Here is a 22,922-nt window from a genome sequence, read left to right as displayed (position 1 = left end):
TCGTGTACGACCGCATCGGGCGCCGGCCCGGACAGTCCCCCCAGGCAGTTCCGCGGCAGGCGGGGCGTACCCAATGGTCCGGTCACCGGCCGGCCGCCCACCGCGACTGCCACCGCGGCCGGGCGGCCGGAACCGATCCTTGTACGAGCGGCAGCCCATGGCCGGGCAGAGTCGGCCGTCGGGCGAACGCACACCCGGGGGTGGCACGATGAGCGCCCCCCGCGTGCTGCGCCATCAGCGCCAGGACCCGTCGGACCGGCCGTTCATCGTGATCTGGGAGACCACCCGGGCCTGCCCGCTGGCCTGCCTGCACTGCCGTGCCGAGGCCGTACCCAACCGCGACCCGCTCGAGCTGGACACCGAGGCCGCACAGGACCTGATGCGGCAGGTGGCCGCCTTCGGGCAGCCCGCGCCGCTGTTCGTCATCACCGGCGGAGACCCCTTCCAGCGGCCCGACCTGCTGGAGCTGATCCGCTACGGACGGCAGATCGGACTGCCGGTCGCCGTCTCGCCCTCCGGCACCCCGACCCTCACCGCGGACCGGCTGCGGGCCGTCCACGAGGCGGGCGCGACGGGGCTCTCCTTGAGCCTGGACGGCTCCACGGCCGAACTGCACGACGGCTTCCGCGGTGTGGACGGCGTCTACGGCTGGACGCTGAGCGCCTGGGACACCGCCCGCGCCCTGGGCATGAAGGTGCAGATCAACACCACGGTCGCCCGGCACAACCTGCACGACCTGCCCGACATCGTCCGGCTGGTCCACCAGCACGGAGCGATGCTGTGGAGTGCCTTCTTCCTGGTGCCCACCGGCCGCGGCAAGACGCTGGGCGCGCTCACCGCCGCCGAGACCGAGGACATCCTCAACTTCGTGTACGACGTCGGGCTGACCGTGCCCGCCAAGACCACCGAGGCCCACCACTTCCGCCGGGTCGCCCTGCAGCGCCGGATCCTCGAGGACGCCGGGGACGACCATGTCGCCGTCCTCGGACTCGGGGACCTCTACGAGCAGCTGCGCAAGCGGGTCGCCGAACTCGGGCTCGACGCGCCCGAGCGGCGCACCCGAAGGCCACCGCTGGACGTCAACGCCGGCCGCGGTTTCGTCTTCGTGTCGCACCACGGCACCGTTCATCCCAGCGGCTTCCTGCCCAAGAGCGCGGGCAGCGTGCGGGAGACGCCGCTGACCGAGATCTACCGCAACTCCGAGCTCTTCACCGGTCTGCGGGACCCCGACCGGCTCGGCGGCCGCTGCGGCAGCTGCGAGTTCCGCCGGGTGTGCGGCGGATCCCGTTCCCGTGCCTTCGCGGTCACCGGCGACCCCTACGCCGAGGAGCCCTGGTGCGAGTACCGCCCCGGTTCCTTCCCCTACCAGCGGGAGCTGGCCGAACTCCTGCGTGACACCCCCGACGGAACAGAATGATCACCATCGGGCGCGGCCCCGCGCAGATGGGCGGCCCGAGCGGGACCGCCAAGTACCCGAGCAGATTCCGGGAGTCCGGCCTGCGGGTGCGCCATCTGCGCGCCCATGTGCTCGTCGTCGCCTGGTTCGCGCTGGCCCTGCTGGCGGCCGCCGCCCAGCAGTCGCTTCCGGTGGCCCGCTGGCTGGCGGTGCACCTGTTCCTGCTGGGCGGCGCGACCACCGCCATCCTCATCTGGAGCGAGCACTTCGCCGTCGCGCTGCTGCACGCCCAGATTCCCGACGAGCGCTGGAGCGACGCCCGCCTGGCGGGAGCCAACGTGGCCGTCACCGGGATCCTCGTGGGCGTATGGGCGGACCTGCCGGTCCTGACCGGCATCGCCGGCCTGCTGCTGGTCGCCGTCGCCACCGCACACCTGGTGGTGCTGATACGGATGGGCCGAGGCGCCCTCGGCGGCCGGCTCAAGCCGGTCGTCGGCTACTACCGCATCGCGACCGCGGCCCTGATCGCCGGGGCCGTGCTGGGCGGTCTGCTGGCCACCGGCCACGCGGGCGCCGACCATTACGCCGGGCTCCGCCTGGCTCATATCCATGTCACGCTGCTCGGCTGGATCGGACTTCCCATCCTGGGGACCCTGTTCATGCTGTGGCCCACCGTGCTGGGCGTACGGATGAAGGAGCTCACCACGCGGGTGTCGCGGTGGGTGCTGTGGCTCACCGGCAGCGGGCTGTCGCTGGCCGCCGTCGCACTGGCCCTGCAGTGGCAGTGGCCGGCCGTGGCCGGACTCGCCGCGTACGCGTCCGGGGCCGCCGTGGCAGCGGGGCTGCTCGCCCGGACCGTACGAGGCAATCGGCCCGTATCCGTGGCGGCGGCCTGGATGCTCGCGGCCGCCACCTGCTGGCTGCTGATCTCCGTGACGGTCGATCTGGTGATGCTGGCCGCCCGGTCGGTCACGGAGGTCCAGACGGTGCTGGAGGACCTGGTCCCGGTGCTGCTCGTCGGCTTCGTCGCACAGGTCCTGTTCGGCGCCCTGACCTATCTGCTGCCCGTGGTGCTCAGCCGCGGCCACGAGGACCGGGCGGCCGTGCGGGCGGTGCTGGAGCGGGGATGGCTGCCGCGGCTCGTGGCGCTGAACGCCGGCGTGGCACTGCTGGCGCTGCCGCTGCCCGGACCCTGCGCCTTCGTGGGCATGGGCCTGGTCGGCGTGTCGGCGGCCGCGTTCCTGGTCCTGGTCGCGCTCGTGCTGGCCCACAGCCATCGCACCGGGCAGGACCCGGCGCCGGCGGGTGCCGGACCGGAGCGGACGACACCGACCGCCACCCGGCGGCCCGCCCTGCTGGGCACCGCGGCCGGAGTGGTCATCACCGTGCTGGCGGTGCTGGTCGCCAACGGCGGCCAGGACACCGGCGGTTCGACCGACACGGTGGGCGGCGGCTCCACAGCCGGGACCCGTACCGTCAATGTCACGATCATGGGAATGAGCCTGAGCCCGAAGCGGATCGAGGTCACCAAGGGCACCTCCCTGCGGCTGAAGGTCACCAACAAGGACGCCCAGCGCCACGACCTCAAGGCCGAGAACGGCCCCGCGACCCCGCTGCTCTCCCATGGCCAGACCCGTACCCTCGACATCGGGAAGGTCACCGCCGACCTGAAGGCGTGGTGCACCCTGCCCGGCCACCGTGCCGCCGGCATGGAGATGGACATCGTCGTGAAGGACGGCACGGGCACCGACGGGAGCACCGGGTCGTCGGATTCCTCCATGGACATGGGCATGGACCACAGCGGCCACTCCATGGACTCCACCAGCAGCGGCGGACTCGATCTCTCCAAGGACTTCTCGAAGGGCTGGACGCCCCGCTCGGCCGAGCTGCCCGCGGCGGGCACCGCGACGGTGCACAAGATCGAACTGCATGCCGCCCACCGGACCATCGAGGTCGCGCCCGGCGTCAAGCAGCGGATGTGGACCTTCGGAGGCACCGCCCCCGGCCCCACCCTGCACGGCAGGATCGGCGACATCTTCGAGATCACGCTCGTCAACGACGACACGGGCATGGGGCACGGCATCGACTTCCACGCCGGGGCCCTGTCCCCCGACAAGCCCATGCGGACCATCAACCCGGGCGAGCGGCTGGTCTACCGGTTCCGTGCCGAACGGGCAGGCGCCTGGTTGTACCACTGCAGCACCATGCCCATGCTCCAGCACATGGGCAACGGCATGTACGGTGCCGTGATCATCGACCCGCCCGGACTGCCCAAGGTCGACCACGAGTACGCCCTGGTCTCCTCCGAGATCTACCTCGGTACGCCCGGCAGCACGGCCCAGCTCGACAAGATGCGCAACAACACCCCGGACGCCTGGGTGTTCAACGGCATCGCCGCCCAGTACGACAAGGCGATGCTGAAGATGAAGGCCGGGGAGCGGGCCCGCTTCTGGGTGGTGGCCGCAGGACCCAGCGACGGCATCGCCTTCCACATCGTCGGCACCATCTTCGACACCGTCTACAAGGAAGGCGCCTACCTGCTGACGCCGAAACAGCCCGGCGGATCCCAGGCGCTCGATCTGTCCGCGGCCCAGGGCGGCTTCGTGGAGACCACGTTCGCGGAAGCCGGTCACTACGCCTTCGTCGACCACGACATGCGCCACGCCGAAGCCGGTGCGCACGGCATGATCGAGGTGACCCGGTGATGGGATCCGTCAACCTGTGGAGCCTGGTGCGCTTCACCCACGTCATCGGCGCGGTGGTGTGGGTGGGCGGACAGCTGGCCCTGTCCGTGGTGGTGCTGCCGCTGGGCCGCCGGCTGCTCGACAGCGAGGCGTTCGCCCGGTTCTCCGCGGCGGCCGGCCGCCGCTTCGGAATGCTCACCGGAGCGATCTTCCTGCCGCTGCAACTGGGCACGGGCTGGGCCATCGCCTGGCACAAGGGCGTCACCTGGGCCTCTCTCGGCGAGCCCGGCTACGGGCGCACCCTCGCGACCAAACTGGGCCTGTTCGTCGTGGTGATGCTCGCGGCGGCCGCACACGGCTGGGCCCATGCCAAGGGCCGCGCCGAACTGGCCAAGGCCCTCGCCGTCGTCTCCCTCGTCGGCTCGCTCGGGGTCGTCCTGCTGGCCACCGCTCTGCCCGCCACCTGACCCGACGCGACAAGCCGGAGTACGCCACCGTGGCGTACTCCGGCTTCTCGCGTCCGTCGGCTTTCCGCGTCCCCCGGCTGCTCGCATCACCACGGTGAGCGGACACTGCTGCGGCCCCGTGCCGACGTCCCGGTCGGAGGTCCTAACGGGCCCCACAACGGCCCTGATCCCGTGGTCCGCTCGGCGGGCCCGTTAGGGACTGATGGCCCACCCCACGGAGGGGGTCCGTCACCGAGTCTGATTGCGGGCGGTACGCGCGGAACGCGGCCACCCGATCCGGCCGGATCGACCGGGCCGGACCCTGTGATCAAGAGGAGCAGGCAGAAATGCTGCAGGCATCGCAGAACAAGGACAGCGGGACGGCGTCCGTTCCGCGCCAGGCGTGGCTGATGCTGGCGTTGGCCACAGTCGGTTTCGCCGTCAACTTCTGGGCATGGGCGCTGCTGAGCCCGCTGGGCCCGCGGTTCAAGGACTCCCTCGGCCTCTCCTCGTTCCAGCAGTCGCTGTTGGTCGCTGTGCCGGTGGTGGTCGGATCGCTGGGCCGGATCCCGGTGGGCGCGCTCACCGACCGGTTCGGCGGCAGGGTGATGTTCCCGCTCGTGTCGGCCGCCACCATCGTGCCGGTGCTGTACCTCGGTCTCGCCGGCCATGACTCGCTGACGACGCTGCTGGTGGGCGGGTTCTTCCTCGGCATCGGTGGAACCGCCTTCGCCGTGGGTGTGCCCCTGGTCAGCGCCTGGTTCCCACCGGAGCGGCGGGGCGGTGCGATCGGCATCTTCGGCGCGGGCATGGGCGGTACCGCGATCAGCGCCCTGACGACCGTGAAGCTGGTGAACGCGCACGGCATGGCCAACCCCTTCCTGATCACCGCGGGCGTGCTGGCGGCCTACGCGGTGCTCTCCGCGCTGCTGCTGCGGGACGCGCCCGGTCGCATCGTGCCGACCCAGCCGCTGGCCACCCGTCTGAAGGCGACCTTCAAGCTGAGCATCACCTGGCAGGCCTCGGCCCTGTACGCGGTGGCCTTCGGCGGCTACGTCGCCTTCTCCGTCTACCTGCCGACCTACCTCAAGACCGGCTACGGACTGGAGCAGGCCGACGCCGCCAACCGGATGGCCGGGTTCGTGCTGCTGGCGGTCGCGATGCGGCCGGTGGGTGGCTGGCTGTCGGACCGCATCGGCGCGGTGCGGGTGCTGTCGGGGGCCCTGGGTCTGGTGCTCGTCGCCGCCTTCGTGCAGGCCATGGAGCCGTCGCTGGCCTTCGTGGGCACGGTCGCCTTCCTGACCCTGGCCGCCGCGCTCGGTGCCGGCAGCGGCGCGGTGTTCGCGCTGGTGGGGCTCCTGGCTCCGTCGAACATGGTCGGCTCGGTCACCGGCGTCGTGGGCGCCGCGGGCGGACTGGGCGGCTTCCTGCCGCCGCTGCTGATGGGCTCGCTCTACGGCGCCTACGGCTCGTACGGCATAGGCTTGAGCCTCCTCGGAATCGTCGCCGCCGCCGCCCTGGCCTTCACCGCGACGGGCGTGCGCCAGGCCGTCTCGCGCCGCCTGGCCACCGCGCAGTAGGCACGAGGCTCCAGCCCCGTAGAACCCTGCAGAACCCCGTAGGACCCTGCAGAACCCCATAAAAACCCATCGAACAAGGCGAAAAAGAAGGAACCACACGATGTGCGAGTACTGCGGATGCCAGTCACTGGCAGCCATCGACGAACTGACCCGTGAGCACGAGACCGTCGTCAACATGATCGGCGAAGTGCACGACGCCCGGCGTGAGGGCGACCTGACGCGCATGGCGGAGCGGGCCCGGGACATCGCCGCAGTACTCGCCCCGCACACAGCCGTCGAGGAAGGCGCGCTCTTCCCCGCGATGGCCGAGGAGTTTCCCGGCCAGATCGCCGTTCTGGAAGCCGAGCACCGCCGTATCGAGGCGGTGCTGGAGGAGGCGGCGGAAGAGGTGCCGGCCGATCCCGGCTGGCCGGACCGGCTGATGGAGGTGCTCGCCCTGTTGCGCGAGCACATCCTCAAGGAACAGGACGGTGTCTTCCCGGCCGCGCTGGCCGTCCTGGACACCGAGCAGTGGGAGATGGTGGACGCGGTACGGCTCCGCGTCGGCGGTCTCACACAGGCACCGAATCGCTGACGGCTGACGCCGGACACGACGACGCCCGGGCCGCGGCATCAGCCGCGGCCCGGGCGTCGTTCATGTGCGCTCGCGTTGTTCACATCACTCGGTCGAGCGGGTCACTCATGCCTCGGTGACCCGGATGCCGGACACCAGGTCCGGCCGGATGCGCACGGCCTGGTCCAGGGTCTGCCGCACCCACGGGCGCAGCATCTCCCGGTAGCGCGCCAGGTCCCGTTCGTCGGTGACCAGTTCGGCGAAACCGGTGACCACCACGCTCCAGCCCAGGTGTGTGTCCGGGTCGATGACGTCGGCCTCATAGGCGACGACGACGCCCTGGCTGCCGTGGTGGCGGGTGTGCCAGGTCAGCGCCGCGCCCTCATGGGTGCGGATGACTATCTGACCGTCGTCGATGATGTGATTGACCGGGCGTATGGTCGGCAGCGCGCTCCGGGTGAAGACGATCCTGCCCATGGGCACGCTGCCCAGCAGCCGTAGGGCCTCGGCACTGTCGAGTTCTGCGCTCCGGCGCGGTTCCACAAGGGCCGGCTCGGCATTCTTGATAGGCATGGCGTGTGTCCGTAAGGAGGGGGTCGGCACGTACTCATGTGCGTCCGGTGTCCGCGGTCGCGTCCGGTGTCCGCTGCGCGTCCGTGCGCCGATCGTCCGGTGTCCGCGTTCAGGGACCTCGATCAGACCAGTGAAACGGCCGACGCACGCGTCCAGCCAGGGCCGTTCGGCCCTGCGCGGGCCGCGTCCGGCCCTGCTTCGCGGGCCTCTGCCCGTGCGCGCGGACAGGTAAGCCGATCCTTCGTGCCACCACCCGTCCCCGGCCCGATACCGTGGCAGATGTTCAGAAGGATCGGTGCCGGCACCGTGACCAGGGACGGAGGACAACGGTGGGAAGCTCCGACGATGCTCGCGAGGCGCGCCTGCGGCTGCCGCAGCTGCGGCTGGACGAGCTCCTGGAGGAGTTGCAGGCCCGCCTGGACGCCGCCCGCGGCACCCGGGACCGGGTGCACAGCCTGCTGGAGGCGGTCCTCTCGGTCGGCCGGGAGCTGGACCTGGAGCAGGCGCTGCGCAGCATCGTGGAGGCCGCGGCGGTCCTCGTCGACGCGGAGTACGCGGCGCTGGGCGTGATCGGGCCGGACGGAAAGCTGCTGTCGGACTTCCTCACGGTCGGTGTCAGCGACGAGCAGATCGCCCGCATCGGTCCCTTCCCGCAGGGCCACGGGATTCTGGGCGAGCTGATCCGGCACCCCGAACCGCTGCGGCTGGTCGATCTCGCCGAGCACCCGGCGTCGTACGGCTTCCCGCCCCACCACCCGCCGATGAACACCTTCCTCGGCGTCCCCATCCGGGTACGCGGCCAGGTCTTCGGCAACCTGTACCTCACCGAGAAACGGGGCGGCGCGCACTTCGACGAGGAGGACGAGTCGGTCCTGTCCACCCTGGCCGTGGCGGCCGGCGTGGCGATCGACAACGCCCGCCTGTACGAGGAGTCACGGCTGCGCGAGCGCTGGCTGCGCGCGAGCACCGAGATCACCCACGGACTGATGTCCGGCATCGAGAGAGGCGAGGTCCTCAGACTGATCGCCGAGCGGGCGGGGGAGATCACCTCGGCGTCCCTCGCCGTGCTCGCCGTACCGATGGCGGACACCGACGCGCTCACCGTGGAACTGGCGATCGGGGAGGAGGCGGAGGCCCACCGCGGTCTGGTGCTGCCCGTGGACGACAGCCTGATCGGCCGGGCCTTCTCCAGCGGCGCCCCCATCACCAGCGCCGACGTCTGCCGCGACGAACGCGTCTCGTCGGGTCCCCCGCGGTTCTACGGACTCGGCCCCGCCGTTGCCGTCCCCATAGGCTCCGGCGAGGGCGTACGCGGCGTCGTCCTGCTCGTCCGTGCCGCGGGCAGACCCCCGTTCTCCGAGGAGGAGACGGAGCCGTTGCAGGGCTTCGCCGCGCAGGCCGCCGTCGCCATGGAGCTGGCCGAGCGGCGCAAGGACTCCGAGCAGATCGCCGTGCTCGAGGAACGTGACCGGATCGCCCGGGACCTGCACGATCTGGCGATCCAGCGGCTGTTCGCCACCGGCATGACGCTGCAGAGCGCGGGGCGGTTCATCGAGCACGCGGAGGCGTCCGGCCGGGTGCTGCGGGCGGTGGACGACCTGGACGAGACGATCAAGATCATCAGGTCGACGATCTTCGGTCTGCGGGCGCAGGACAGCGCCACCGGCCCAGGCCTGCGGGCCCGGACGGTACGCGCGGTGGGCGAGGCCGCGCCGCTGCTCGGGTTCGCCCCCAGCCTGCGGATGGAAGGCCTGCTGGACACCGATGTGGCCCGGGAGACCGCCGACCAGGTCATGGCGGTGCTCTCCGAGGCACTGACAAATGTCGCGCGCCATGCGCACGCCTCCAAGACCGAGGTGGCGCTGGAGACCGACGGCAGGCAGATCCGGCTGACGGTCTCCGACAACGGCGTGGGCATCCCTCCCCGCGGCCGCCGCAGCGGCCTGCGCAACATGAAGGAACGGGCCCGGCAACTGGGCGGGGACATGGAGCTGACCGACCGGACCGGCGGCGGTACGACACTGGTGTGGCACGCGCCGGTGGGGGAGCCCTAGGGGAGCCCCAGGGGGTCGTTCGGATCATCCCGGGGTCGCGGGTCCCGGCACGGGTCGTCCTTGGCCGGCCACGGCGTCGCATGCCCTGGCACAGGACCGCCCTTGGACGGCCGCAGCTCGTGTGGACGGGCCGAGGCCTTTCGGCGGATACGGGGACCGGCTGCCCCCGCGCGTGAGAACCTGGCCGGGGACCGGAACGAGGACCGTGCCCGACCCTGAACGCGCCCGTCCCGGGTGCCCGCCGAACCGGGCAGCCGAGGGGGCGGCGGGTGAGGAGGCTGCGAGGGCCATGCGACCGCTCGACGTGCACACGGTGTCCACACTGGTCGAGGAGGCCACGGCCGCCCCGTCCATGCACAACGCTCAGCCGTGGAGCTTCCGCTTCGTGACGGCCGAGCGTCTCCTCCTGCTGCGTGCCGACCTCGACCGGGCCATGCACCGGTCCGATCCGGGCAACCGGGCCCTGCACATCGGATGCGGGGCGGCGCTGTTCAATCTGCGTGTCGCCGCCGTGCACGCCCGGCTCGCCCCGCAGGTCGTACTGCTGCCGGACCCCGCGGATCCGCTGCTGCTGGCCGCCGTGCAACTGGCCGGTCCCGGCGCACCGGCCGAGGACGACCTTCGCCCGCTGTATCCGGCGATCGGGCAGCGGCACACCAGCCGCCACCCCTTCGACGAGAAGGACATCCCGGACGATGTGCTGGCCGGGCTGCGGGCGGCGGCCGCCCGGGAGGGCGCCGAACTGCTCTTCCCCGGGCCCTGGCACATCGCCACCCTGCTGGAGCTCGTCCGTGACGCCGAGAGCCGCGACATCCTGGATCCCCGGGGCCGCGAGGACCTCGAGCACTGGACCCGGATCGGCCCGGAAGCGGAATCCGCCACCGACGGAGTGCCCGAGTACGCGTTCGGGCCGCGACCGTCGAGCGGCGAGGCTCCGCTGCGCGACTTCGCCGGACGCCGGGCGGTGGCCGAGCGCGACAGCGCCCCCTTCGAGCAGAACCCCCATCTGGCGCTGCTCAGCACCCACACCGACACGCCCGCCGACTGGCTGGTGGCCGGGCAGGCACTGGAGCGCGTCCTCCTGGGAGCCACCCTGGCCGGTCTGGCCACCGCCCTGACCTCTCACGCCCTGGAGAGCCGCGAGCTGCGCCTCCTGGCCCGCGACCCGGTGTCGGGCACGGGCCACGTCCAGATGGTGCTGCGGCTCGGCTACGGCCCGCCCGGCTCCGCCACACCCCGCCGCCCCGTGCGGGACATCCTCGACATCGCCTAGCGAGTGACTTCCCGGGCAGGGGGAGCCCGGCGTGCCGGGGACGCGTGGCATGCCGGGATCACGACCAGGCCCGCGGCGGATGCGCTAGGGCCATCCGGCCCTCATGGGTCGGAATTGCTGGGCCCAAGCGTCCTGATCTGCCGAGCCGTTTGGCCTAGATCGACCAATCAGGCCCGTGAACGGGCCCGGGACTCGGCTTAATGGATTGCAGCTGTGATGCGTGAGCGACCGCCCGCGCACCTCTGTATTTCCGAGGAGAACCATGCTTTCGCCCGAGTCCGCCGCTGTCGTCCGCGCCACGCTGCCCGCCGTGGGCGGTGCCCTCGACGAGATAACGACGCGCTTCTACGGCATGATGTTCGGCGACCAACCCGAGCTACTGGATGGGATGTTCAACCGGGGCAACCAGGCCAACGGCGAACAGCGGCAGGCTCTGGCGGGGTCCATCGCCGGCTTCGCCCAGGCGCTCCTCGCCGACCCCGACGCCCGCCCGGACGCCCTGCTGTCCCGGATCGCGCACAAACACGCCGCGCTCGGTGTGACCGAGGACCAGTACACGATCGTCCACAAATACCTGTTCCGTGCCATCGCCGACGTCCTCGGTGAGGCGGTCACCCCCGAGGTCGCCGGGGCCTGGGACGAGGTCTACTGGCTGATGGCCGGCGCGCTCATCGCCCGCGAGGCGCGCCTCTACCAGGAGGCCGACGTCGACCCGCGGCACCCCTGGCGGCAGTGGACCGTCGTCGAGCGCCGCGAGGAGACCCCGGACGTGGTCTCCTTCCTGGTGCGCCCGGCCGACGGTTCGCCCGTGCCGCCCTCGCGCGCCGGCCAGTACGTCAGCGTGCGCGTCGAAATGCCCGACGGCATCCACCAGTTGCGCCAGTACAGCCTCTCCGGAGCTCCCGACGGCGAGCTGCGCCGCCTCACCGTCAAGCGCGTCGCGAGCGTGGCCGAGGCTCCTGAGGGCGAGGTCTCCAACCACCTGCACCGCACCGTGAAGGCCGGCGACGAGCTGACCTTGTCGAAGCCGTTCGGCGACGTGGTCCTCGACGACGCGGACGCCCCCCTGCTGCTGGTCTCCGCCGGTATCGGCTGCACCCCGATGGTCGGCATGCTCGAACACCTCGCCGCCACCGACTCCTCCCGGCCGGTCTGGGTACTGCACGCCGACCGCGCCCCGAAGGACCACGCCCTGCGCGCCGACACCCGCCGCCTGGTCGAGCAACTGCCCAACGCCCACGCGGAGTTCTGGTACGAGGAGGACGCGGACGGGGAAGCCGGTGCCCGCACCGGACTGATGATCCTCGACGAGCTCGAGCTGCCCGCCGGCGCCGACGTGTACCTGTGCGGCTCGCTTCCCTTCATGCGCGCCGTCCGCAGCCAGCTGCTCCAGGCCGGCATCCCCGCGCGCCACATCCGCTACGAGGTGTTCGGCCCCGACCTGTGGCTGGCGCACGCCGAGGACTGACAGCCACGCGGTGAGCGGCGCCGCCCATGCCTCCCCGGCTGCTGAACCGGGTCCGCGCCGCCTGCCGCTGGACGACACCGGTCTGTCTCATCGGGCAGGCCGGTGTTGTCATACGCCCGGACGGCGGTCGGGCCGAGGCCCGTCGCAGGAGGGCGCCGTCGTCGCCGTACCCCCTTGTCCGCCTGGGCCGAAAGTCCCGGACCGGGAGACCGGCGGGCCCCGAAATCCGGCCGTATCAGAGCCCTGTGGCCCTTGAACCGGGCCCGTCCGGCCGTGGGCGGCGCCCCGGGCCGTCGGTCAAGCTGGGGGCGACCGAACCGGAGGATCACGTGTACGGATCCAACGGGCGCCGACCCGCTCGGCTTCTCCGGCCAGAGCCGGCGCGCGCCCGCACCGGTTCGGTCACCGTCCGGCCGCCCGCCTTGTCTGCCCTGACTCCCGGGCGGCCGGACCAGAGGCTCGGCGCGGGCCGTACCGAAGCGGCCCACGTCCCGGCGGTCGTCAGGAGAAGCGCATGCACGCATCAGGCATATCGGAGATCGATGCCACCGCCCTGGAGACGCTGTTGGCGGCCGCGACGGCGGCACCCTCGATCCACAACACCCAGCCCTGGCGGTTCCGGCTGGACTCCGCCACCGGTGTGCTGCAGGTCCGCGCCGTAGCGCAGAAGGCGCTCTCGCTGACCGATCCGGAGTTCCGGGCCCAGTATCTGTCGGTGGGCGCGGCGCTGTTCAACCTTCGCGTCGCCGTGGATCACCTGGGTCTGCAGGCGATGGTGCGGCTGCTGCCGGACCCCTCCGACCCCGGGCTGCTGGCCGCCGTATGGCCGTGCGGCCGCTCCGACTTCCTCTCGCTCGCGCAGTGGCGGGAACTCGATCTGTACGGGGCCATCGCGCGGCGCCACACGAGTCGTATGCCGTTCACCGGGCGTCCGGTGCCGGAGTCCGTGGTGGCGCAGATGACCGAGGCCGCCCGGCTCGAAGGCGCGAGACTGCGGGTACCGGACTTCGCCGGGACCCGGCGGCTGCTGCATCTGACCGCGGCGGGAGAGGCGCGCAACCACGCCGACGCGGGGCGTGCGGCCGAGACCAGGGCCTGGATCACCGCACCGGGTGAAGGCCAGTACGGCATTCCGGTGACAGCGCTGGGGCCGCGGGACTCGGCCGGACGGCTACCCATGCGGGACTTCGTCGGCACCCAGCGGTCGCGGCACCTGCCCGGGCTCCGCTTCGAGCGTCACACCCAACTGGCCCTGCTGTGTACCGCTCGGGACCGGCGTGTGGACTGGCTCCGCGCGGGTCAGGCGCTGCAGCGTGTGCTGCTGGTGGCCACCGCGCACGGAGTGCGCACGTCGATGCTGCACCAGGCGCTGGAGTGGCCGGATCTGCGGTGGGCGATGCGCAATGGACCTGAGCGGCGCTGCAGTCCGCAGCTGCTGATCCGCTTCGGATACGGCCCGGAGGGCGGCCGGACCCCGCGTGCACCCGCACGGCCCTGAGGCCACGGCCGCATCGGTTCACTCCGCCGGGTGAGCCGTATCGGATCGGTGAGAGCGAAGGAGCAGACAGGATGGCGCAGGTACCGACTCAGCAGGAGGCAGGGCCGGCACCGGTTCCCGGCCGGGCGTGGCTGATGCTGGCGCTGGCCACGATCGGCTTCGCCGTCAATTTCTGGGCGTGGGCGCTGCTCAGCCCGCTCGGCCCCCGGTTCAAGGAATCCCTGGACCTGACCTCCTTCGAGCAGTCGCTGCTGGTGGCGGTGCCGGTCGTGGTGGGCTCGCTGGGCCGCATTCCGGTCGGGGCGCTCACGGACCGGTTCGGCGGACGGGTGATGTTCCCACTGGTCTCCGCGGCCACCATCGTCCCCGTCCTCTACCTCGGGCTCGCGGGCCACTCCTCCCTGGCAACCCTGCTGGTGGGCGGGTTCTTCCTCGGTATCGGCGGCACCGCCTTCGCCGTCGGCGTGCCCCATGTCAACGCCTGGTTCCCGCCCGAGCGGCGAGGGTTCGCCATCGGGATCTTCGGCATGGGCATGGGCGGCACCGCGATCAGCGCGCTGACCACGGTGAAGCTGGTGGACGCCCATGGCATGGCCACCCCCTTCCTGATCACCGCCGCCGTGCTGGCGGTGTACGCGGTCGTGGCGGCGCTGGTGCTGCGCGACGCCCCCGGACGGGTGGTGCCGACGGAGGCGCTCTCCCGTCGCCTGGCCGCCACGCTCAAGCTCGGCGTCACCTGGCAGGCCGCTGCCCTGTACGCGGTGACCTTCGGCGGATATGTCGCCTTCTCGGTCTATCTGCCGGCGTATCTGAGGACGGCCTACGGGCTGACCCAGGCCGACGCGGCGAACCGGATGGCCGGGTTCGTGCTGCTCGCGGTGGCGATGCGGCCCCTCGGCGGCTGGCTGTCGGACCGCGTGGGGGCGGTGCGCGTCCTCGTCGGGGCGCTGGGCGTGGTGGTCGTCGGCGCGTTCCTGCAGTCCCCGACCCCCTCCCTGGCGCCGGTCGGCACGATCGCCTTCCTCGCCATGGCCGCCGCGCTCGGCGCGGCCAGCGGAGCGGTCTTCGCCCTGGTGGCCCTGCTGGCCCCGGCGAACCAGGTCGGCTCGGTCACCGGAGTCGTCGGCGCGGCCGGCGGGCTGGGCGGATTCCTGCCGCCCCTGGTCATGGGCTCGCTGTACGGCGCCTACGGCTCCTACGCGGTGGGCCTGATCCTGCTCGGTCTGGTCGCCGCCGCCTTGCTGGTGTTCACTGCCACCGTTGTCCGCCACGCCGTCGCCCGGCGCACTCAGGTCGGCCAGCCACAGGAGCGGTAACCGCGTTCCTACCGGATCTGATCGTTCCCCTGGCGCCTCTGCCGGGTGAGGGCAAGAATGCGAACAGGCCTGCGCACTTTGGTGCGGATGTTCCGCATGAGGGAACGCGTGCGGCTTGCTCGGCCACGTGCCGGCTGACAGAGAACACCGTCGGGCTCACGCCCGGAAAGAGGTGAGACGGTGGCCGACCGCACCGGTTCCCGCACCCAACAGACGAGCCCTGCCCACCCGGCGGGGCTGGACGGTGAGCTGACGGAGGCGTTGGTGCGCTCCCGCCGGTACTTCACCCGGGCGGAGGTGTCAGGCGATCTGCGCACGCTGCGCAGAGCCGGCGGCCGCCAGGCGGACGACTTCTACCGGGACCGCTGGTCGCACGACAAGGTCGTGCGCTCCACCCACGGTGTGAACTGCACCGGATCCTGCTCGTGGAAGGTGTACGTCAAGGACGGCATCATCACCTGGGAGGCCCAGCAGACCGACTATCCCTCCGTCGGCCCCGACCGCCCCGAGTACGAGCCCCGCGGCTGCCCGCGCGGCGCGGCCTTCTCCTGGTACACCTACTCGCCGACCCGGGTGCGCTACCCGTATGTGCGCGGCGTGCTGCTCCAGATGTACCGCGAGGCGAAGGCCCGGCTGGGCGACCCGGTCGCGGCCTGGGCGGACATCGTCTCCGACCCCGAGCGCGCCCGGCGCTACAAGTCGGTGCGCGGCAAGGGCGGCCTGGTGCGGGCGAGCTGGGACGAGGCGCTGGAGATGATCGCCGCCGCCCATGTGCACACCATCAAGGAGTACGGCCCCGACCGGCTGGCCGGATTCTCGCCCATCCCGGCGATGTCGATGGTCTCGCACGCCTCCGGCGCCCGCTTCTACTCGCTGCTCGGCGGCGTGATGCTGTCGTTCTACGACTGGTACGCCGATCTGCCGGTCGCCTCTCCGCAGGTCTTCGGCGACCAGACCGACGTACCGGAGTCCGGGGACTGGTGGGACGCCGGCTATCTGATCATGTGGGGCTCGAACCTGCCCGTGACCCGGACCCCGGACGCGCACTGGATGGCCGAGGCCCGCTACCGGGGCCAGAAGGTGGTCGCGGTCTCCCCGGACTACGCGGACAACGTGAAGTTCGCCGACGAGTGGCTGCCCGCCCACCCCGGCACCGACGGGGCGCTGGCCATGGCCATGGGGCATGTGGTCCTCAAGGAGTTCTTCGTCGACCGCCGGACCCCGTACTTCGAGGACTACGTCAAGCGGTTCACCGATCTGCCGTTCCTGGTCACGCTCGACGAGCGCGAGCCGGGCAGCTACGCGCCGGGGAAGTTCCTGACCGCCGCGGACCTCGACGGTGAGCATGCCGCCTTTGAGCACGCGGAGTTCCGCACCGTCCTGCTGGACGCCGCCACCGGCCGACCGACGGTGCCGAACGGCACGCTCGGCGACCGGTTCGGGGAGTCCGGCACCGGAAAGTGGAACCTGGACCTCGACGACGTCGACCCGCTGCTGTCCGCCGACGGCGGGGGCGAGGAGCCGGTGGAGGTGGAACTGCCGTGCTTCGACGCCCCCGACGGCAGCGCACGGCAACTGCGGCGCGGGGTCCCGGTGCGGCGCGTGGCCGGACGGCTGGTGACCACCGTGTACGACCTGCTGCTGGCCCAGTACGGGGTGGCCCGCGACGGCCTGCCCGGCCGGTGGCCCTCCGGCTACGACGACGCGAACGAGCCGTACACCCCCGCCTGGCAGGCCGGGATCACCGGCGTCGATGCGGACCGGGCGGCCCGGATCGCGCGCGAGTTCGCCGCCAACGCCGAGGAGTCCCACGGCCGTTCGATGATCATCATGGGGGCGGGCACCAACCACTGGTTCCACTCCGACACCATCTACCGGGCGTTCCTCACCCTGACGACGCTGACGGGCTGCCAGGGCGTCAACGGCGGCGGCTGGGCGCACTACGTCGGACAGGAGAAGGTCCGCCCCATCACCGGCTACTCGGCGATCGCGACCGCGGCCGACTGGAACCGTCCGGCACGGCAGATGATCCAGACGGCGTACTGGTATCTGCACGCCGACCAGTACCGCTACGACCCGTTCTCCGCCGACACCCTCGCCGCGGCCGGCTCCGGCGGGCCGTTCGCGGGCATGACCACCGCCGATGTCATCGCCGCCTCGGCGCGCATGGGCTGGATGCCCTCCTATCCCACCTTCGACCGCAACCCGCTCGACCTGGCCGACGAGGCCGAGGCCGCCGGCCGGGGCGTCGGCGAGCACGTGGTGGACGAACTGAAGGCCGGACGGCTGCGGTTCGCGGGAGAGGACCCGGACGCACCGGAGAACTTCCCCCGCGTACTGACCATCTGGCGGGCCAACCTGCTCGGCTCCTCGGCCAAGGGCAACGAGTACTTCCTCAAGCACCTCCTCGGCGCCGACTCCTCGGTGAACGCCACGGAGGCCGCGCCCGGGGAACGGCCCCGGGACGTGGTGTGGCGGGAGGAGGCACCGGTGGGCAAGCTGGACCTCCTGCTCACCCTGGACTTCAGGATGACCAGCACCACCGTGTTCTCCGACGTGGTGCTGCCGGCCGCCACCTGGTACGAGAAGCACGACCTGTCCAGCACCGACATGCACCCCTATGTGCACGCGTTCAACCCGGCCATCGCCCCACCGTGGCAGACCCGCACCGACTGGGACACCTTCAACAGCATCGCCAAGGAGTTCAGCCGGCTCGCCGCGGACCACCTGGGAGTGCGCAAGGACGTGGTGGCCGCCCCCCTGCTGCACGACACACCGGACGAACTGGCCAACCCGCACGGCCGCGTGCGGGACTGGAAGGCCGGCGAGTGCGAGCCCGTACCCGGCCGCACCATGCCCAAACTGCTCACCGTCGAGCGTGACTACGGCGCCGTCGCGGAGAAGATGACCGCACTCGGCCCCCTGCTCGACACGCTCGGCGCCACCACCAAGGGCATCACCTTCAAGGTCGACCGGGAACTGGAGTACCTGCGGCACAAGAACGGCACCGCGCGCGGGGGAGTGGCCGACGGCCGCCCGGTGATCGCCCGTGACGTGCACGCCTGCGAGGCGATCCTCGCGCTGTCCGGCACCACCAACGGGCACCTGGCCACACAGGGCTTCCACACCCTCGAATCCCGCACGGGCACCCGGCTCGCGGACCTGGCCGCCGAGCACGAGGGCAAGCAGGTCACCTTCGCCGACACCCAGGCGGCCCCGGTGCCGGTCATCACCAGCCCCGAGTGGTCCGGCTCGGAGACGGGCGGGCGCCGCTACTCGCCGTTCACCGTCAACGTCGAACGCAGCAAACCCTGGCACACCCTCACCGGCCGCCAGCACTTCTACCTCGACCACGACTGGATGAGTGCCCTCGGCGAGCAACTACCGGTCTACCGGCCCCCGTTGAACATGCACGCCCTGTTCGGCGAGCCACGCATCGGGGACACCGGCGAACTCGGCGTGACCGTGCGCTATCTGACCCCGCACAACAAGTGGTCCATCCACTCCGAGTACCAGGACAACCTGTTCATGCTGTCGCTGTCCCGGGGCGGCCCGACGATCTGGATGTCCACCGCCGACGCGGCGAAGATCGGCGTCCACGACAACGACTGGATCGAGGCGGTCAACCGCAACGGCGTCGTCGCCGCCCGCGCCATCGTCTCCCACCGCATGCCCGAGGGCACCGTCTATATGCACCACGCCCAGGACCGGCTCATCGACGTGCCCCGCACCGAGACCACCGGACGGCGCGGCGGCATCCACAACTCCCTCACCCGACTGCTGATCAAACCGAGCCATCTGATCGGCGGCTACGCCCAACTGTCCTACGCCTTCAACTACCTCGGCCCGACCGGCAACCAGCGCGACGAGGTCACCGTCGTCCGCCGCCGCAGCGACCAGGAGGTGACGTACTGATGACCCGCGGCGACAGCTCCATCGGGCGCGTGATGGCCCAGATGGCGATGGTCATGAATCTCGACAAGTGCATCGGCTGCCACACGTGCTCGGTCACCTGCAAACAGGCCTGGACCAACCGCACCGGTGTCGAGTACGTGTGGTTCAACAACGTCGAGACCCGCCCCGGCCAGGGCTACCCGCGCCGATACGAGGACCAGGACACCTGGCAGGGTGGTTGGATCCTCAACAGCCGCGGCCGCCTCACCCTCAAGGCCGGCGGCCGCTTCAAGAAGCTCGCCAGTATCTTCTCCAACCCCAAACTGCCCACGCTCGACGACTATTACGAGCCCTGGACCTACGACTACGCGACGCTGACCAACGCCCCGCTGCAGGAGCACACCCCCGTCGCCCGCCCCAAGTCGCTCATCACCGGCAAGGACATGAAGATCTCCTGGTCGGCCAACTGGGACGACAGCCTCGGCGGCTCGTCCGATCACGGCCGCAAGGACGTGTTGCTGAGCGAGGTCTCGGAGAAGATCAAGCTCGAGTTCGAGCAGACCTTCATGTTCTATCTGCCGCGCATCTGCGAGCACTGCCTCAACCCGTCGTGCGCGGCCTCCTGCCCCTCCGGCGCCATCTACAAGCGCACCGAGGACGGCATCGTCCTCGTCGACCAGGACCGCTGCCGGGGCTGGCGGATGTGCGTGACCGGATGCCCGTACAAGAAGGTCTACTTCAACCACCGCACCGGCAAGGCCGAGAAGTGCACGTTCTGCTTCCCGCGCGTCGAGGTCGGCCTGCCCACCGTCTGCTCCGAGACCTGCGTCGGCCGGCTGCGCTACATCGGACTCGTCCTCTACGACGTCGACCGCGTCCTGGACGCCGCCTGCACCCCCGACGACACCGAGCTGTACGAGGCGCAGCGCGGCGTCTTCCTCGACCCGAACGACCCCGAGGTCATCGCCGCCGCCGAACGCGACGGCATCCCCCGCGACTGGGTCGAGGCCGCCCAGCGGTCACCCATCCACGCACTGATCAACACCTACAAGGTGGCGCTGCCGCTGCACCCCGAGTACCGCACCATGCCCATGGTCTGGTACATCCCGCCGCTCTCCCCGGTCGTCGACGCCGTCCGTGAGACCGGCCACGACAGCGAGAACCACCGCAACCTGTTCGCGGCCGTCGACGCCCTGCGCATCCCCGTCGACTACCTCGCCCAGCTCTTCACCGCGGGCGACCCCGCACCCGTCGACGCCGTGCTCAGACGCCTGGCCGCCATGCGCTCCTACATGCGCGACATCAACCTCGGCCGGGAACCCGACGCCGCCATCCCCGAACAGGTCGGCATGAGCGAGCAGCAGATGTACGACATGTACCGGCTGCTGGCCCTGGCCAAGTACGACGAGCGGTACGTCATCCCGCCCGCCCACGCCGAACAGGCCCACAACCTGGAGGAACTCGCCACCGAGTGCAGCCTGGACTACGAGGGCGGGCCCGGCATGGGAGGCTCCGGCCCCTTCGGCGAGACCTCCGGCGGAGCCGCTCCGATCGCGGTGGAGAACTACCAGGCCCTGCGCGACCGCCAGTCCGCCGACACACCCGCCACCCCCACCGACAAGGCCACCCGCGTCAACCTCCTCAACTGGGACGGCAAGGGCACCCCACCGGGCCTCTTCCCACCATCCAACGGTGGGGCCGCCTCCGGCGGCGAGGAGCCCGATGCGGGCGGGGAGGTCGAACCGAAGCCGTGAGAAAGAAGAACAGAGCCACACCGCGCACCGAGCCCTGGCAGCCGCACGCCTGGCAGACCCAGTCCCTGCTGCTCGCCTACCCCGACGACCAGTTCCCCGCCCGGCTCGAACTGGCCCGCCAGGTCGCCACCCACCTTCCGCGGCCCGTCGCCGAACCCCTCCTGGAGTTCGTGGCACACGCCGACCGGACCGCCCCCGCCGACCTGGCCACCGCCTACGTCGCCACCTTCGACCACCGCAAACGCTGCTGCCCCTACCTCACCTACTACGCCCACGGCGACACCCGCAAACGCGGCCTCGCACTGCTCCGCCTGAAGCAGACGTACGCCGCCGCCGGCTGGCGCCTGGCCGACGACGAACTGCCGGACCACCTCGCCGTCGTCCTCGAGTTCGCCGCCACCGACCCCACCACCGGACTCGGCCTGCTCACCGACCATCGCGCGGGACTGGAACTGCTGCGCCTGGCCCTGCAGGACGAGGGCTCCGCCTGGGCCGACGTCCTGCGGTCCGTCTCCGCCACCCTTCCCCAGCTCGCGGGCGACGACCGTGAGGCAGTCGCCCGCCTCGCCGCCGAAGGCCCGCCCGAAGAACAGGTCGGCCTCGACCCGTACACACCCGCGCAGTACCTGCCCGACCCCGCGGGAGGCCCGCGATGACCGCACCCTCACCCGATCTGACCCTGGCGGCCGAGACCAGTACCGGCGCGATCCTGCTGTGGGTCGTCCTGCCGTACCTGTCCCTCGCCGTCTTCGTCCTGGGCCATATCTGGCGCTACCGCTACGACAAGTTCGGCTGGACCACCCGCTCCTCCCAGCTGTACGAGAACCGGCTGCTACGCATCGGCAGCCCGCTGTTCCACTTCGGCATCCTCCTGGTGCTCGTCGGCCACATCGGAGGGCTGCTCATTCCCAAGAGCTGGACCGAGGCGGCAGGCGTCAGCGAGCACACCTACCATGTCACGGCCGTCACGCTCGGTACCGCGGCGGGCGTGTGCACCCTGGGTGGACTCGCCATCCTCATCTACCGGCGCCGCACCGTCGGCCCGGTCTTCTCCGCCACCACCCGCAACGACAAGGCCATGTACGTCTCGCTCACCGCGACCATCGTGCTCGGCCTGGCGGCCACCGTCGCCGCCAACATCGTCGGCGGCGGCTACGACTACCGCGAGACCATCTCCCCCTGGTTCCGTTCCATCTTCTACGTCCGGCCCGACCCGGCCCTGATGGCGGGAGCGCCGATCCTCTTCCAGCTCCATGCGATCAGCGCCCTGCTGCTCTTCGCCGCCTGGCCCTTCACCCGTCTGGTCCATATGCTCACCGCGCCCCTGGGCTACCTCACCCGCCCCTACATCGTCTACCGCAGCCGCGATGTCGGCCTCGGCGCCCGGGCGCCGCGCCGTGGCTGGGAACGCGTCGGATAGCGAGCCCTGTCGGACACGGGTCCGACCGTCAGCCCTTGGGCCACAGGACGAAGTCGGCGAACGCCCGCCGAGTGGGCTCGGGCCCGACCTCGTCCAGGGCCGCGCGCACGGCGTGCAGGTGGTCCGGGGTCATCTCCAGCGCGGGTTCGTCCGGCTGATAGGTGGTCCGGATCGGATAGTCGACGCCGGGCCGGCGCGTCATCTCGATGTGGCAGCCCAGCACATGCGTGACCGGACGTCGGCCGGCGAATGCGATCATCCGGTCGATCGTCCGCGAGAACGCCGGCCAGTCCTCGATGTACAGCCGACCTCGGTAGACGGTGTCTCCGGTCAGCAGGAACCCGGTCCACGGGTCGTAGAAGGTGATCGCCGCGGCGTCATGGCCCGGTGTCGCGAGCGTCTCCAGGACCCGGCCCCCGAGATCGAGCGGCCGCACCGCGTCCGGGTCGTCGGCGAAGCCGAGGAAGGCCCATGCCGCGTCCCGATCGGCACCGACCACGACAGTGTCCGGCCGATCGAGGAACTGGCCGTCGCCCGCGACGTGATCGCCGTGCGCGTGCGTGTGGAGCACGAGCAGCCGATAGTGACGGCGCGGATGACGAGCCAGCCACGTCTCGACAAGATCATCGACGGTCCGGCGCACCGGAAAGAACTCCGGCGACGCCGTGGCACCGGTGTCGATCAGGACCGCCCGGCGCTCCCCGAACAGCAGATACAGAAACGGCGCCTCGTAGTCGATCGCCTTGTTCTGCCGCAGCACCACCGTGTGCTCGTCGTACCGGTGCACCTGAAGATCCGGATCGGTGTTGTGCTTGGCCGACGGCGACCCGTGAATCCAGTCCACACCCAGCGGCTCCGCGCTGAACCTCCGGCCACCCAACTCGCCCGCACCGGACATGACGCCTCCCGAAGTGCGTCGTCTTGGCGGACCGGGTACGGCGCACATCTCGTCCGGGGAGACACGCGTGTGCGCCTCCGGCTGGACGCTATCACCGCATGTCAGACGCGGGCGA

16 protein-coding genes and 1 riboswitch are annotated in these 22,922 nt (G+C 71.2%); of the genes, 14 read left to right on the top strand and 2 right to left on the bottom strand.

Features of this window, described 5'->3' with window-relative positions:
• Window positions 1–208: 208 nt before the first annotated feature.
• The 5 genes from N8I87_RS02515 to N8I87_RS02495 all read left to right on the top strand — a co-directional run bounded on the left by N8I87_RS02515 (window position 209) and on the right by N8I87_RS02495 (window position 6,680).
• The gene (locus tag N8I87_RS02515) at window positions 209–1,417 is read left to right on the top strand and encodes a TIGR04053 family radical SAM/SPASM domain-containing protein (protein WP_263205062.1); all 1,209 of its coding nucleotides are present in this window, start codon (window positions 209–211) and stop codon (window positions 1,415–1,417) included.
• Window positions 1,414–4,101: a multicopper oxidase domain-containing protein gene (locus N8I87_RS02510; protein ID WP_263205061.1), complete on the top strand. Its 2,688-nt coding sequence runs from the start codon at window positions 1,414–1,416 to the stop codon at window positions 4,099–4,101. The genes N8I87_RS02515 and N8I87_RS02510 overlap by 4 nt, the downstream gene beginning before the upstream one ends.
• Window positions 4,101–4,547, top strand: a complete 447-nt coding sequence (locus tag N8I87_RS02505) for a hypothetical protein (RefSeq protein ID WP_263205060.1) — start codon at window positions 4,101–4,103, stop codon at window positions 4,545–4,547. The genes N8I87_RS02510 and N8I87_RS02505 overlap by 1 nt, the downstream gene beginning before the upstream one ends.
• A 326-nt stretch (window positions 4,548–4,873) precedes the next feature.
• Window positions 4,874–6,106 (top strand): MFS transporter, encoded by a 1,233-nt coding sequence (locus tag N8I87_RS02500; protein WP_263205059.1) that lies wholly within the window; start codon window positions 4,874–4,876, stop codon window positions 6,104–6,106.
• Window positions 6,107–6,206: 100 nt separating this feature from the next.
• Window positions 6,207–6,680: a hemerythrin domain-containing protein gene (locus N8I87_RS02495; RefSeq protein ID WP_263205057.1), complete on the top strand. Its 474-nt coding sequence runs from the start codon at window positions 6,207–6,209 to the stop codon at window positions 6,678–6,680.
• Between the two features lie 105 nt (window positions 6,681–6,785).
• On the opposite strand, the gene N8I87_RS02490 is transcribed toward N8I87_RS02495, so the two are convergent.
• Window positions 6,786–7,232, bottom strand: coding sequence for a pyridoxamine 5'-phosphate oxidase family protein (locus tag N8I87_RS02490; protein ID WP_263205056.1), 447 nt, complete (start codon window positions 7,230–7,232; stop codon window positions 6,786–6,788).
• A gap of 329 nt (window positions 7,233–7,561) precedes the next feature.
• On the opposite strand from N8I87_RS02490, the gene N8I87_RS02485 reads away from it, so the two are divergent.
• The 9 genes from N8I87_RS02485 to narI all read left to right on the top strand — a co-directional run bounded on the left by N8I87_RS02485 (window position 7,562) and on the right by narI (window position 21,909).
• Complete coding sequence (locus tag N8I87_RS02485; protein WP_263205055.1) at window positions 7,562–9,286, top strand: sensor histidine kinase; 1,725 nt, start codon at window positions 7,562–7,564, stop codon at window positions 9,284–9,286.
• 289 nt (window positions 9,287–9,575) lie between these two features.
• Entirely contained in the window at window positions 9,576–10,559 is a 984-nt protein-coding gene (locus N8I87_RS02480; RefSeq protein ID WP_263205054.1) for an Acg family FMN-binding oxidoreductase, read from the top strand.
• A 262-nt stretch (window positions 10,560–10,821) separates the two neighbouring features.
• On the top strand, window positions 10,822–12,027 hold the full coding sequence (locus N8I87_RS02475; RefSeq protein ID WP_263205053.1) for a globin domain-containing protein: 1,206 nt from the start codon (window positions 10,822–10,824) through the stop codon (window positions 12,025–12,027).
• 514 nt (window positions 12,028–12,541) lie between these two features.
• Complete coding sequence (locus tag N8I87_RS02470; RefSeq protein WP_263205051.1) at window positions 12,542–13,525, top strand: Acg family FMN-binding oxidoreductase; 984 nt, start codon at window positions 12,542–12,544, stop codon at window positions 13,523–13,525.
• Between the two features lie 71 nt (window positions 13,526–13,596).
• Window positions 13,597–14,841 carry an MFS transporter gene (locus N8I87_RS02465; protein ID WP_317633440.1) on the top strand — a complete coding sequence of 415 codons (1,245 nt, stop codon included), beginning with the start codon at window positions 13,597–13,599 and terminating at the stop codon, window positions 14,839–14,841.
• Between the two features lie 180 nt (window positions 14,842–15,021).
• Window positions 15,022–18,756, top strand: coding sequence for a nitrate reductase subunit alpha (locus N8I87_RS02460; RefSeq protein WP_411577182.1), 3,735 nt, complete (start codon window positions 15,022–15,024; stop codon window positions 18,754–18,756).
• The gene (narH, locus tag N8I87_RS02455) at window positions 18,756–20,489 is read left to right on the top strand and encodes a nitrate reductase subunit beta (protein WP_263205050.1); all 1,734 of its coding nucleotides are present in this window, start codon (window positions 18,756–18,758) and stop codon (window positions 20,487–20,489) included. Before N8I87_RS02460 ends, narH begins: the two co-directional genes overlap by 1 nt.
• A complete protein-coding gene (gene narJ, locus N8I87_RS02450; protein ID WP_263205048.1) occupies window positions 20,486–21,145 on the top strand; it encodes a nitrate reductase molybdenum cofactor assembly chaperone in 660 nt (219 codons plus the stop codon). The genes narH and narJ overlap by 4 nt, the downstream gene beginning before the upstream one ends.
• On the top strand, window positions 21,142–21,909 hold the full coding sequence (narI, locus tag N8I87_RS02445; protein WP_263205047.1) for a respiratory nitrate reductase subunit gamma: 768 nt from the start codon (window positions 21,142–21,144) through the stop codon (window positions 21,907–21,909). The genes narJ and narI overlap by 4 nt, the downstream gene beginning before the upstream one ends.
• 28 nt (window positions 21,910–21,937) lie before the next feature.
• On the opposite strand, the gene N8I87_RS02440 is transcribed toward narI, so the two are convergent.
• The gene (locus N8I87_RS02440) at window positions 21,938–22,807 is read right to left on the bottom strand and encodes an MBL fold metallo-hydrolase (RefSeq protein ID WP_263205046.1); all 870 of its coding nucleotides are present in this window, start codon (window positions 22,805–22,807) and stop codon (window positions 21,938–21,940) included.
• Window positions 22,808–22,819: 12 nt separating this feature from the next.
• Window positions 22,820–22,888, bottom strand: a riboswitch (guanidine-III (ykkC-III) riboswitch).
• Between the last annotated feature and the right edge of the window lie 34 nt (window positions 22,889–22,922).

It is taken from the genome of Streptomyces sp. HUAS 15-9 (assembly GCF_025642155.1).
In the GTDB taxonomy this organism is placed as follows: domain Bacteria; phylum Actinomycetota; class Actinomycetes; order Streptomycetales; family Streptomycetaceae; genus Streptomyces.
Note: the sequence above shows the minus strand (reverse complement) of the source record. Positions and strands in the feature narration are given on the sequence as shown.